This window comes from Corynebacterium kalidii, assembly GCF_022869005.1.
GTDB classification, from domain to species: Bacteria; Actinomycetota; Actinomycetes; order Mycobacteriales; family Mycobacteriaceae; genus Corynebacterium; species Corynebacterium kalidii.
Window position 1 is genome coordinate 356925 of record NZ_JALIEA010000017.1, and the last position, 12808, is coordinate 369732.

A 12808-nucleotide genomic window follows, 5' to 3' on the forward strand; every position below is an offset into this window, starting at 1 on the left:
CCACACGGCCCGCCCTACAGCAGCTCCACAGCCCGGTCGATCCGTTCCTTGGCGGCCTTCGTCAGGCGTCCCACACCGAACACCGCCATGACGTCGCGCTGAAGCAGTTCCCGCGTCTCCGGGTCCGTCTCCGCCAGGCGTGGGTTGTCGGCGAGCACCAGGCGGGCCGCATTTGCGATCTCCTCCAGCGGGATGTCAGGAAGGTTCCGGTCGCCGTCTGACTGCCGCACATGATTCCATCCCTCCGGCCCGTCGGAGGTCGGCCACACGAACTCGTTGAGGACGTTCCCCTCCTCGCGGACCAGGTCGTCGGGGATGAGCTCGTCGATGAGCTTGTTCACCTTGCGTGAGGTCTTCTTCCGGTCGAACCGCTTGGCCACCGCCGACCGCAGCAGGTCGAGTTTCACGGGGGCGGATTCCTCGATCATGCGGGCCACCTCCTGCGTCAGCTCCTGCTGCCGGGACGCGGAGAACCCGGAGTCGAGTTCTTCGCGCGCACCCAGCGGCGGGGTAGTGGTGAGCGGGATATAGGCGACCTCGGTGGGAAGCGGGGTCGAGCCGGCCGCCGCCTCAGGGGTCCAGAGGCGTGCTGGAGCGGCGGGCACGGCAGGTGCGCCGGGCACGTCGGATTCAGCCGTGTCGGTGGTGCCGGTCGGCATGCTGTCGGTGAACGGGTTCGCGGGCGCGGTGACGATGTCACGGTCCCCGGCCCACTGGACCGGGGCGAGCTCGTCGTCCTCGTCCTCCGAACGTCCCAGCAGGTCGTCGACGACATCCTCGATCTCGGTCTCATCGGCAGCCTCGGCTATCCCGGAAGCTCCGGTGGCCCCGGCAGCTCCGGTGTCCGTGTCGTCGCCGGCGCCGCCGTCGGCGTCGTCGACCTGCAGCTCCGCGATCGCGCGTTCCCGGGCCTCGGCCTCGGCACGTTGCTCGGCGGCGATGCGGGCCTTCTCGTCCTCCAACGCCTTCTCCGCGTCGGCGATGATCTTCGCGCGGTCGGCGTCCAAGGCGGCCATCTTCTCGCCGGCGGCCCGGATCTCCGCGTCCACGCGGTCGATGACGGCGTCACGGTCGGCGATCCATTCCGGGAGCCACACCCGCACCGTCGTCGCCCAGTGCATGAGTTTCTCCAGGAGGGCGGGGGTGAGGTCACGGTCCGCGACGGTGGACATGCTGCTCCACTTGTCGCCGTCGGTGAGGATCGCCGCGTGCCAGCGGTCGTCGTCCGCGGGTCGGGCGACCAGGTCGAGGGTGTAGGAGGACAACCCGTAGTCGGTCTCGACGACCCACCCTCGCTGGCGGAGTGCTTCGGCGAGGTCGTCGCGGATGGTGTTGACGTTCATGCCCGCCGCCGAGCGGCTGCGCGAGGTGGTCCTACCGTTCTCCTCGGCTGCCTCAAGGTATCCACGCAGGTCGCGTAGCCCTGCGGACGACGTACGGTCAGGGTCGATCTCCGAGGGGCTGAATGAACAGAACAGCTCCACCTCCTTACGAGCACGGGTGACCGCCACGTTCAGCCGCCGTTCCCCGCCGGTGCGCGACAGCGGACCGAAGTTCATGGGCATCGGACCGCCGTCGGAGCGCTTGGAGAACGCCGTGGAGAACAGGATCACGTCGCGCTCGTCGCCCTGGACGTTCTCCAGGTTCTTCACGAACAGCCCGTCGGGCCCGGGGACCAGACGCTGGGCGACCAGCGGGTCCCCGCAGTCGTCGAGCAGGTCGAGGATGAGGTCGCGCTGGGGGACGTTGAAGGTCACCACGCCGATGGACTCCTGACTGGTCAGGGGATCGTTGACCCGTCGGATCACGGAGTCGACGATCGCCTCCGCCTCGACGGGGTTGGTGCGCAGGGCAGCCCCGGAGTCCTTCACGTCCTCCTTACGGATGAACTGGCCGTCGACCCTCGTCACGCTCACCCCGGCCCCGGGGACACCGCCCGGGGACGGCAGACTCGACAGGTTGCCGTGGTAGTAACGGTCGTTGGAGAAGGCGATCAGCGACTCGTCCTGGCTGCGGTAGTGCCAGGACAGCCACAGCTGGGGCAGGCCGGACTCCACGGCCTCGGACAGGATCGACTCGAGGTCGTCGACATCGGCCATCGCGTCGGTCGGTGCGTCGTCGTCGACGGGGAGGGTGTCGTTGTCGGCACCGTCGGCACCGTCGGCGCCGGACGTCTTGCCGATCCGGGTCGGCGGCATCTGCTTGCTGTCACCGACGATGACCGCCGACCGGGCGCGTCCCAGCGCACCCATCGCCTGGTCGACGGTGACCTGGGACGCCTCGTCGAAGATGACCGTGTCGAAGGTGACCGCGGTGGCGTCGACGAACGTCGCCAGGGACGCCGGACTGACGAAGAAACACGGGGTGGTCGCGAGGATCTCGTCGCCGTACTCGGAGAGCAGGGAGCGGAAGGACTTCGCGTTGCGTTTCGCGTCCAGTTGGCGCCGCAGCAGGGCAGCCTGCCCGTCCAACTGCCCGGCGACGTAGGGGCGACGTGCGAGCAGGCGCGCAGGCAGGGCGCGGGTGGCCTCGTCCTGGACCCTCCCGATCGCACGGTGGAGCTGGGTGAGCTCGTCCTCGCGCAGCGTGCGGTGGAAGGAGCTGAGGTTGAACCGTTGGCTACGTTCGGACACCGAGGCCCGCGCCAGGCCCCGGTTCAGCGCCATCTCGAGCTCCCGGGGAGCAAGGTCACCGTTCTCGACGGACGTGACGAGCTCCGTCAGCCCGATGTCGCGCAGCGGGCGGGCGGCCACCTCCCACTGTGCGGTCCGGGTGGGCAGGGACGGGCCGGTGGCGGAGATGTCCGCGTCCCAGGCGTCGGCGACCGACAGCCAGGCGTCGACCCAGGACGAGGCCCCCTGGCCCTGTACCCAATCCTCCACGGTCTGCGGCGTCGCGGACAGTGCGGTGGTCCACGCGTCCCACGCGCCGAGGATGTCCCCGAGGGCGTCGGACAACAGGACACCGGTGCCGGCGTCCTGCGCCCGTCCGGTCATCCCGACGAGCTCGGGGTGACGGGCCGACCTGTCGATGGCCTGGCGCAGGTCGTCCCCTCGCTGCCACAGGTCCGCAGGCAACGTCGGGTCGGCCGGCGACCGGCCGGTCAACGACTCCGCACCGGCGACCGCGGAGATCCGCAGTTCGATGTCCTCGGCGACCGCACGCAGCTGCGGGAGTCGCCGGAGCTGAGGTTCCACACGACCGGGGGCGTACGGGCCCTCGACGTCGATGGTGGTCACCGTGGCGGGGACGGCGACCGCCAACGCCTGGCGGTAGGCGTCCAGCCTCTTCTTCTTCCCCAGGAACCCCTTCTTCGTCGCCTCCAACGCCTCCAGCAGCGGAGCGGGGTCACCGGACCGGATGAAGGAGGGGGAGAACAGTGCCGCGACGCCCTGGAAATCCGCAGCGACGTGGTCGACCTCCGCCGCCAGGGCGGTCAGCTGCTCGGGGGAGTGCGCGTAGCGCTGCTGCTGCCCGGGGGAGAGCCGGTCGGCGGCGGGCACCGACTCGACCTCGCGGAGCTGGTCGATGACCCGGTCGGTGTCGGGGCGTGCCAGCAGGCCGGACATCTCCGGGAACCCGGCCAGCAGCGACCGCGCGTCCTCCAGGCGACGCCAGGCGGCGGTCAGCTCGCCCGCGGACCGGGGGACGGCGCCGACGAGGCTCCACCGCGGACGCGCCGTGAAGTCCGTGACCTGCGCCTGCGACGCCAGTGACGAGACCATCGAACGGATCTCCACCACCGGGACCGTCGGCGCGGCGACCACGTGTTCCGGCACCGGGGCGGTCGGTCCCTCACCGTCGACCGTCAGTGTCGAGACCGCCGACCACAGGGAGTACCCCGCGCCGTTCTCGTCGTGGATCTGGCCCGGGTACTCCGCCAACGGCGCCAGCCGCGCGCGCAGGTTGGCCACCGCGGACTCCCACAGGTGCATGTCGTAGTGCACCTCAGCGTCCATCGCCTCCTTGAGCTGCTGGCGGATCGCCGTCGGGCGTTGTTCTGCACCGTGCAGGTCCAGCGTGAACGGGCCCAGGCCCACACGCGCCAGGCGGTCGCGGACGACGTCGAGCGCAGCCTGCTTCTCGGCGACGAACAACACCCGCTTACCCAGGTTCATGCACTGGGCGATGAGGTTGGTGATCGTCTGCGACTTACCGGTCCCCGGAGGACCTTCGAGCACGAAGCTGTACCCCGCCGCAGCGGCGGTGACCGCGCGCAGCTGGGCGCCGTCGGCGGGGACCGGGAGGGCGAGCTCGTCCTCCCGGACCGTGATGCGCTCCGCCGGTACCCCGGTGGCCTCCTCGGCCGGGTCGGCGAAGTCACTGCCGGCACGCAGGGACAGGTGCTGGAACACCGGCTGTTCCATGAAGGTCTCCCAGTTGTCGCGCAGGTCCTTCCACATCCCGTAGGTGGAGAACTTCGCGATGATCAACCGGGAGGACTCCACCACGGTGTAGGGCAGGTCGGCCTCGATCAGCCCGGCCGAGATCGCGCTGAGCGCATGGGCGATGTCCAGGCCGGAGGCGTCGAGTTTCGGGCGGGCGAGGTCGTCGATCTCCACGTTGTGCACCTGCCTCAGCCATTCCACGAGACAGTGGTTCGGGGTCGCTTCCTGACTGGTGTCCACCTGGATCTGGAAGCGTGCGTTACCCCGGCCACCCACGACCTTCACGGGGATCAGGAACAGCGGGGCCAGCGCCGCCGAACCTGCGGTGTTCTGGTGGACCAGGGCACCGAGAGTGAGGTAGAGGTTGGACGCCCCGGTCTCCTCGGTGTAGGTGCGGACCTGCCGGTTGAGGTTACGGAACCAGGAGGTGTAGCGGGCGTCCGTCAGGTCGGCGTACACCCGTTGGCGCCCGGTGAGGTCCTCGGAGACCTGGTCGGCGGGAAGCTCGGTGATCCTGTTGATGCCCTGCAGGCGCCGGTTGTCGCTCACGTCGTCGATCGGGTGCACGGCGACCTTCTGACCGTCATGGATCATGTCGTCCAGGTCGGCGAGACTGCCTGGTGCGAGGGCTAGGTCGAGGACCTCGGGCCCGGTGCGCATGTTCAGCAGACGGTTACGCAGCGACAGGTCGAGGAGTTCGCGCTTCCACTTCTGCACCCGCGTCGGGCTCGGGTCGTCCGCGTCACGGTACTGCGCGTCCGGGTCCTCCGTGCCGACGAGGTCCGGGACCGTCCAGTCGCCGCCGTGCGCCACCGTCTGGGCGGTGGACACCGGCGTCGGTCCGTCACCCGACGGTGCCGGGGAGTTCGCGCCGTCCGGAGCCCCGGCAACGGCCCCGGCGACATCACCGCTGGCCGGGCCGCCGACAGAGCCCCCGACAGAGCCGCCGACAGGGCCGTCGGAGAACGGCCGGATACCGTCGCGGTGGGACCCGTAGACGTCGATGATCCCGTAGGCCACCGTGTCACTGAGGCTGGACCGGGAACGCTCCACCACGGCACGGAACGACTGGGTGCCGCTCCTGTCGTAGAACACCGCGTCGATCGGGACGATCCGGCCACTGCGGATGTAGTTGTTGATCACCGTGGGCTCGGTGATCACCGGGCTCGGCAAGGTGTCCGCGGACATCAGGATCCCGGCCATCGCGTGTCCCGGAAGCATGATCACCACCGGACGCAGGCCACACTGCTCAGCGACCGCGGCGTAGGTGAGGGACAGGTCGATACAGGTCCCCAACCGGGTGGTCAGGACCTCCGACGACCGCCGGACACGCTGGCCGGTGCGTTCGAAGGACGCCGGAGGGTTGATGTACCGGATACCGTGACCACGCAGCGCCTCGAACACCGCGGCCGCTATCTCCGCCGCCCGTGCGGGGCCCTCCTGGTAACCGCTGATCGACGAATCACCGGTGTGCCGTTCCAGGATGTCCGCCACGGCGCCGAGCAACGGCGTCACGGTAGGGGAGTTCGGCTGCACGAACGCCGCCAACGACTCGAAGTACAACGGGGAGTTGAACCACTCGTCGGGGGCGAGGACATGGAGGTCGACCGTGCACGACGCGTAGTCCTCGCCGACGGTCGCGGAGACGGTGAGCTCACCGGTGCGCGCCTCCGTGGACTCCAGGGTCCGGGCGACGGGGACCCGCGTGAGGTCGAACGCCTCCAGGAACTTCGAGGTACCGGCCTCCATGGACGGCAGGGCGATACTGCCGCTGCTGAACAACGGCTGGTCGTCCACCGCGGCGACGATCGACAGGTCACCCACCGGCGTGGTGCCGGCGAGGTCCTCAGGGGCGTCGACCACGATGTGCTGCACCACGGGAATACGGTTGTTGGCCAGCGCGTAGTTCGTGACGGCCATGTAGAACACCGTGACGGTGACTCCACCGACAGGCAGTTCGACACGATTGTAGAGGGATGTTGAAGGCATGTGGTTCTCTTCTGGTGTGCTGGAGGTGTACGGAGTGCGGACACCCCGGCGGTCAGATTTCCCTTAGTGTATCTGGTGTAAAGCGCAGCAACGCGTGTGAGCCAGGGAAGGGAAACCATTGATTACCGCCATCCGTTCCGGTGGGCAGACAGGCGTCGACAGAGGAGCCCTCGACGCGGCGACGGCAGTCGGCGTCGCCGTGACCGGCTGGTGCCCGTCCGGCGGCTGGGCGGAGGACCACCCGGTCGCGCCAGGGCTGTTGACGACCTACCCGGAGCTGAGGGAGACCCCGTCGGCGGAGCCGTCCCAGCGCACCGGGTGGAATGTCCGGGACAGTGACGTCACGGTCATCCTCACCTCCCGGGACGGTCCGTCGCCGGGCACCGAGCTCACGGTGGGCTTCGCCCGGCACTGGGGGCGTCCCTACCTGGTCCTCGACGCAGGTGCGTGGGGAGTGGGCGGGGCGGCGACCGCGGTGGTCGACGAGGTGCTGCCGTGGTTGGGTCGGCTCGGGCCCGGCCTCGAGGTGAACGTCGCCGGGCCGAGGGCCAGCGAGTGGACAGGCGCGTACGGGGCCGGTCATGCTTTCGTCGCCGCGCTCCTGGACGCCGGTGACCGCTGAGACCGCCTCCCGCGGTAGGCTGTCCACACCCATGTAACACTGACTCCAGGTGGGAGAACACACGGTGACCGACCCCGAACAGCAGGACCCGCGCGACCCCGACGGCGTTTCCCCCGAGGAGAACAACCGCGGACGGTGGTCCGGCGAATACACCCCGGGGAGCACCGACGGTGCCCCGGGGTTCCTCGGCCAGACGAACACGGGCGAGACGTACACCGGCCAGACCCAGGCCTACGGAGTGGCTCCGGGGGCAGCTGAGCCGTTGCCCGGCTACCCCGGGCGGTACGCGCCACAGGCCCAGCCGTTGCCCTATGTGCCGGACGGCTACGCCCAGGGCGCGTACCCGGGCTACCCCGCACCGCCGGTGTCGAGGAAGAAGAAGGTCGTCGCTGCGCTGCTGGCGTTCTTCGTCGGTGGTACCGGTGCCCACAACTTCTACATCGGCACCACCGGACGGGCAGTCTCCCAGCTGATCGTCCTGGTCGTCTCCTGGGTGGCGGTCATCGCCGGCTACGTCATGATGGTCTCCGGCGCCGGTGACGAGGTCGTGTCCCGCTACTCCGGCGAGGCCTACGTCGTCGGTGAAGACACTGACCTGATCATCGTCGGAGGCCTCTCGGTGCTCGTCGGCTACCTGCTCATGGTGGGGTTGTGGATCTGGACGATGGTGGAGTTCATCATGATCCTGACCGCCACGGGACGCTACGGCCGTGACCGCGACGGGTTCAGGCTGGCGTAACCTGCGGGGCGTTCAGGCTGACCGCTGCGTCCGCTGAGTCTGTTTCCCAGCAGCGTCGGCGACCTCCTCGCCGAGACGCCGGAGTTTCATCCGACGCGTCTCCTCCGGCTCCCGCCATGTGGCACTACGCCAGGACAGCTTCGCCGCCCGGTCGGCCCACAGGTTGCCCCGCGTGTCGGCGTGGCCTTTCACCCAGCGGACGCGGAGCGCGGTGCCGTGGGCCTCCACCGCCTGCTGCGCCGAGAGGACGCCTTCCTTCAACCAGACCTGCGCGGCGGAGATCCGCAGCGGGTTACGCCAGAGGTGGACCGCCGTCGTCGAGTCGGTGTGGATCACGACCTCCTCGGCAAACGGGCCGAACAGCTTCGCGGCCGCGGCGACGGCGGACAGCTCGGCCCCACTGACGCCGCCGTCCTCTCTCGCCCAGGTACGCGACAGGACCCCGGAGAGCACGACGGACAGTTCCGGGCACACGATCCCGATGGCAGCGGACCGTGACCCGGGGGAGGTGGAGGCGTCCGTGTAGACGTTGATCAGCCGGGGACGGCCGTCCATCCGGGGATCACCACTGCAGTGCAGGCGGCCGGGCGAGGCCGACCACTGTTTGCGGACCGTCGTCAGACGACGGCGGAACGACCTGGTGAGCTCGTCGGCCACACTCGCCCCGGCCGTGCCGCCGGCCCCGAGGTTCCCGCCCGCCCGGCCCTGTACCGGCCGTGCACGCGGGGTCTTCAGTCGCGAACCATCCCAGTAGCGCAGGACGATCCTCTCCGGGGGCTCGTGGCCCCGGACCACCGTACGTACGGGCAGGGTCACGGGGTCCGCCCCGGCGCGGCACTCCACCGTCGTGCCCGACACCCCGGCACGGAGGAACGCCGTCCGGACGGCGTCGGCATGCGCGGCGATGTCCTCGACATCGGCGGTCTCGCCGCTGTGCAGCTGCACGACCGGGGTGCACAGGGCGTTCATGAACGGGGTCGACCGGCACACCCACCGGGCCGCGGAATCCAGTACCGACGCGCGTGGACCCGCCAGGACCGGGGAGCGCACACCGTCGACCGCCGCGCAGGCGACGAACGTCGTCGCGTCGTCGGAGAACAGGCCGGCGGCGGTTTCCACGGTCATCGTCACGGTGACGGTGCCGGGGGCCGTCGGTACCGCCGTCGGGCGGCGGCGTGGCATCACTGCGGGCGAGGGGGAGGTGTCCATGGTCGCTGTCTCCTGTGGTGTCGTCGGTGGGGTCCGGTTGCTCGTACCGGTCGTCGCATCACGGTATCGGGCGCGGCGGACAGGGACGCCACGGTCGCGGTGGGCCAGAACGCCTGTGCGAACGGACCGTCACCGGGTGCCCCCGGGCCCCGTGCACCCCCGCGGCAGCCTCGTCACCGTCACCGTCGGAGGCGCCGGTGTCGCGGACGGCGGTTGGCGTCGACGACGTCGATGCTCTTAAATCATCTTCAGCTGACCGCCCATCCCGTTGCCCTGCCCGACGGGGAGAGGACCAACCCTTGCCATGACCACCGTCCCCACCGCGTCCGTCGAGACCACAGGACCGTCCGGGACCAGACATCCCGTTGACGCGATGCCGCCCTGGCCCAGCGCCGTCATCCTCGCGTTCCAGCACGTCATCGTGATGATCGCCACCCCGATCGCCTCGGTGTTCCTCATCAGCGGGGCACTGCAGCTCGACACCCCGACCACGCGCAACGTCCTGTGCATCACCCTCATCGCCTGCGGTGTCGGCTCTATGCTCCAGTCGATGGGCTGGCTGCGGCTCGGCGCGAAGCTGCCGTTCGTGATGCTCCCCGGCGGCGCGGCGGTGGCGATCTTCATCCAGATCGCGACCGAACACAGCGCCGCCGTCGCCAGTGGTGCGGTGATCATCTCCGCCGCCGTGTGCCTGGCGTTGTCGCCGATCGCCGGACTGATCGTCAAGGTCGTCCCGACGGTGGTCCTGGCGGTGATGATCACGGTGATCGGCGTCAACGTCGTCAAGATCGCCGGCGGCCTCATCTCCGGGGAGGACGAGACCCCCTTGTGGGCCCTGGGGTTGGCGGCGGCGACGATCGCGGTGATCATCGTCCTGCAGGTCGTCCTGCCACGACAACTCCGGTCCGTCGCGATCCTGCTGGGCATGGCGGTGGGCACCGTGATCGCCGCCGTCACCGGGTACTTCGAGTTCACCACCGGGACCGACGCGGTGCGGCACCCGGCGTGGATGCCCTACGGCGGCATCGAGTTCGCCGTCGTCGCCGCCGTGCCGCTGATCGTCTTCAGCATCGGTTCGATGGCCGAGGCCACCGGGCAGACGATGCTCAACGCCGACATCGTGGGCAAGAAGATCGACCGGGGACGCACGATCTCCGCCACCGTCCGCGGCGATGCGCTGACCTCGCTGTTCGCCGCCCCGTTCGGTGGTCAGACGATGCTCACCAGCGGGGAGAACATCGGCATCGTCCGGGCGACGGGTGTCAAGAGCAGGTACGTCACCGCCCTGGCCGGGGTGCTGCTGGTCGTCATCGCGGTCATCGGACCAGTCGCCGACCTGATCCAGGCGATCCCCGAACCGGTGATCGGGGGTACCGCGGTCTACGCGTTCACCATGATCATCGTGTCCGGCCTCCGGATGTTCCGGGGCATCGACATGAACGACGACCGGAACTTCCTCGTCGCCACCGCGGGTTTCGCCGCGGGTCTGCTGCCGATCCTCGCCCCGTCGGTGTACGACGGACTGCCCGGGGACCTGCGGCTGCTGCTGGGCAACGGCGTGACGATGTCGGCGATCGTGGGCATGCTGGTCACCGGTCTGCTGTACGTGTTCCGCCGCGACCGGCACCGTTCCGGTGACAGCCCCGCGGAACCGCCGCCCGGCCACACCGACGCCGACACCTCTGCCCCTGTAGCCACCGACGGGAAGGACCCCGCCCATGCCGACCGTTGAGCCGACCGCTGAGCCGACCACCGAGCAGGCCACTGACCGTACCGCCGCCACCGCCGGGCTGTCCGAGCGTCTGAGGAACCTGCCGGACGCCTACGTCCTGCTTCCGGAGTACACCTGGACCGAGGACGACGTCTTCGCCAGGGACCGGGCCGTCGTCGTCGGGTCCGGCCGTTTCCGGTGGACCGGCGCCGCCGCGGACCTGCCCGACGGGTACGCCGACCTGCCCACCGTCGACCTGGCGGGGCATGCGTTGACCCCGGGCCTCGTCGACTGCCACCAGCACCTCGCCCAGACCCTGGGGCGACCGTACGCCTTCGGTGAACCCTCCGAGATCTTCAAGCGCGTCTGGGTGCCGCTGGAGGGGGCGCTCACCGAGGACGAGCTTGCGGTGAGCGCCCGGCTGGGACTGGTGGACGCGATGCTCGGTGGTTTCACCACCGTCGCTGACGCCGGGGCCCGTGTCGACCACGACCTGGGGATCCTGGCCGATGAGGCGGAGGAGACCGGGGTCCGTCTGGTCCTCGGCAGGATCTGCCACGACCGTGGACCCGGGGCAGGGGACGGGGACCGGGCTGTGGCGGACGCCGGGGAACACCTGGCCCGGTTCACCGGCGACCGGGTCCGGGGCTCGGTGGCGGTGGCCACCCCGGAGATGGCGGAACCGGCGACGTTGACGCGCCTGGCCGGCCTGTGCCGGGAGGCCGGCGCGGTGTTCCAGACCCACGTCAACGAGCACCTCGCCGGGGTCGAGCGGACCCTGCTGGCGACCGGACGCCGCCCGCTGGGCGTCATGGAGGACGCCGGTGCGGTGGGCCCCTGGCTCCTGGCCGCGCACGCGACCCTGCTCACCCCGCAGGAGAAGCTGCTCCTGGCGCGCTCGGGCGCGGCCTGGTCCTACAACCCGGTGGCCAGTGCGTGGAAGGGCAACGTCATCGCCGACGCCCTGTCGTTGCTCGCCCTCGGGGCACGTACCGGCCTGGGGACGGACGGTACCCGCGCCGACGGGTTCCGGTTGATGGACGCCGCGGAGACCGCCCAACGTTTCGCCTCGGCCGTCGAGGTCGGCGACCCGGTGGCCGGTGGCGGTACCGCGTGGCTGCGGGCGGCGACGTCGGCGGGGGCGGACGCCGTCGGGCTCGGGGACGTCACCGGCACGGTGGGTGCCGGGTACCGTGCGGACTTCCTGGTCCTCGACCTGGCGACGCCGGACTTCATCCGGCCGGTCGACCTGGCCTGGGAGCTGGTCCGGCTGGGCCACCGTGACCAGATCAGGGCGGTGGCCACCGACGGCGCGGCGCGCGTCGTGGACGGTGTCCCGCTGTGCCTGGACCACGCCGCGCTGCTGGACGACGCGGCGCGCGCGTCGTCGGACGCCTGTCAGCGGGCCGGCCTGTGAGCGCCACGGTCGTCGCCGTCCTGTCGGTCACCGTGTTCCTGGCGGCGTTGGTACAGGGCGTCAGCGGGATCGGCTTCGCCCTGATCGTCGCCCCGGTCGCGGGGTTGCTGGCCCCCGAGCTCCTGCCGACGACCCTGCTGGTGCTCATGCTGCCGTTGAACGCCTTCGTCGCGGTGCGCGAATGGCGCAGCATCGACATACACGGGCTGACGTGGATCAGCCTGGCGCGGATCGTGTTCACCGCCGTGGGCCTGCTGCTGGTGGCGACACTGTCGCCGGCCGGGTTGGCCCTGCTGGTGGCCGGGGTGACCATCGGTGCGGCCCTGGTGAGCCTGTTCGCCCCGCCGTTCTCCCCGTCGCGGCTGGGGTTCCTGGTCGCCGGCGCGGTCACCGGTGTCAGTGAGACCGCGACCGGGGTCGGGGGTCCGCCGATGGCACTGGTCTACCAGCACGCACGTCCGCCGGTGATCCGTTCGACCGTGGCCAGCTGCTTCCTCGTCGGCGAGGTCGTCTCGTTGGTCGCGCTGGTCGTCTCCGGCGCGGCACCCGAGGGGTGGCTGGGGAACTCGGCGGTGCTGCTGCCGGCGGTGATCCTGGGCACCGCCTGCAGCACGCTGGTCGTGCGGCGTTTCCCGCGCCTGGAACTGCGGATGGCCGTGATCGTGTTCTCGATCATCTCCGGTGCGGTCCTGCTGGTCCAGACCCTGCTGTGAGGGCACACCCCCTGGGGTAG

The 12808-nt window shown here is 70.3% G+C and carries 7 protein-coding genes; 5 read left to right on the forward strand and 2 right to left on the reverse strand.

Going from position 1 to position 12808, the window contains the following annotated elements:
* Nucleotides 1-14: 14 nt before the first annotated feature.
* Entirely contained in the window at nucleotides 15-6377 is a 6363-nt protein-coding gene (locus MUN33_RS12355) for a DUF4011 domain-containing protein (protein ID WP_244805220.1), read from the reverse strand.
* A 118-nt stretch (nucleotides 6378-6495) separates the two neighbouring features.
* On the opposite strand from MUN33_RS12355, the gene MUN33_RS12360 reads away from it, so the two are divergent.
* Both MUN33_RS12360 and MUN33_RS14265 read left to right on the forward strand, forming a co-directional pair.
* Nucleotides 6496-6999, forward strand: coding sequence for a putative molybdenum carrier protein (locus MUN33_RS12360; RefSeq protein ID WP_244805221.1), 504 nt, complete (start codon nucleotides 6496-6498; stop codon nucleotides 6997-6999).
* Between the two features lie 64 nt (nucleotides 7000-7063).
* Nucleotides 7064-7738, forward strand: a complete 675-nt coding sequence (locus MUN33_RS14265; protein ID WP_244805222.1) for a TM2 domain-containing protein — start codon at nucleotides 7064-7066, stop codon at nucleotides 7736-7738.
* A gap of 12 nt (nucleotides 7739-7750) precedes the next feature.
* Here MUN33_RS14265 and MUN33_RS12370 read toward each other — a convergent pair whose 3' ends face one another.
* A complete protein-coding gene (locus MUN33_RS12370) occupies nucleotides 7751-8947 on the reverse strand; it encodes an RNase H family protein (RefSeq protein WP_244805223.1) in 1197 nt (398 codons plus the stop codon).
* Between the two features lie 304 nt (nucleotides 8948-9251).
* Here MUN33_RS12370 and MUN33_RS12375 point away from each other — a divergent pair, with 304 nt between their 5' ends.
* From MUN33_RS12375 to MUN33_RS12385, 3 genes are read left to right on the forward strand one after another with little or no spacing between them, the layout of a single operon-like run.
* The gene (locus MUN33_RS12375) at nucleotides 9252-10679 is read left to right on the forward strand and encodes a uracil-xanthine permease family protein (RefSeq protein ID WP_244805224.1); all 1428 of its coding nucleotides are present in this window, start codon (nucleotides 9252-9254) and stop codon (nucleotides 10677-10679) included.
* On the forward strand, nucleotides 10666-12075 hold the full coding sequence (locus tag MUN33_RS12380; protein ID WP_244805225.1) for an amidohydrolase family protein: 1410 nt from the start codon (nucleotides 10666-10668) through the stop codon (nucleotides 12073-12075). Before MUN33_RS12375 ends, MUN33_RS12380 begins: the two co-directional genes overlap by 14 nt.
* Nucleotides 12072-12788: a TSUP family transporter gene (locus tag MUN33_RS12385; RefSeq protein ID WP_244805226.1), complete on the forward strand. Its 717-nt coding sequence runs from the start codon at nucleotides 12072-12074 to the stop codon at nucleotides 12786-12788. Before MUN33_RS12380 ends, MUN33_RS12385 begins: the two co-directional genes overlap by 4 nt.
* Nucleotides 12789-12808: the final 20 nt, after the last annotated feature.

What these genes read in the sequence shown, in the direction of transcription:
- MUN33_RS12380 (WP_244805225.1), top strand. Translation starts at nt 10,666, where the DNA reads ATGCCGACCGTTGAGCCGACCGCTGAGCCGACCACCGAGCAGGCCACT.
- MUN33_RS12355 (WP_244805220.1), bottom strand. Translation starts at nt 6,377, where the DNA reads ATGCCTTCAACATCCCTCTACAATCGTGTCGAACTGCCTGTCGGTGGA.
- MUN33_RS12370 (WP_244805223.1), bottom strand. Translation starts at nt 8,947, where the DNA reads ATGGACACCTCCCCCTCGCCCGCAGTGATGCCACGCCGCCGCCCGACG.
- MUN33_RS12375 (WP_244805224.1), top strand. Translation starts at nt 9,252, where the DNA reads ATGACCACCGTCCCCACCGCGTCCGTCGAGACCACAGGACCGTCCGGG.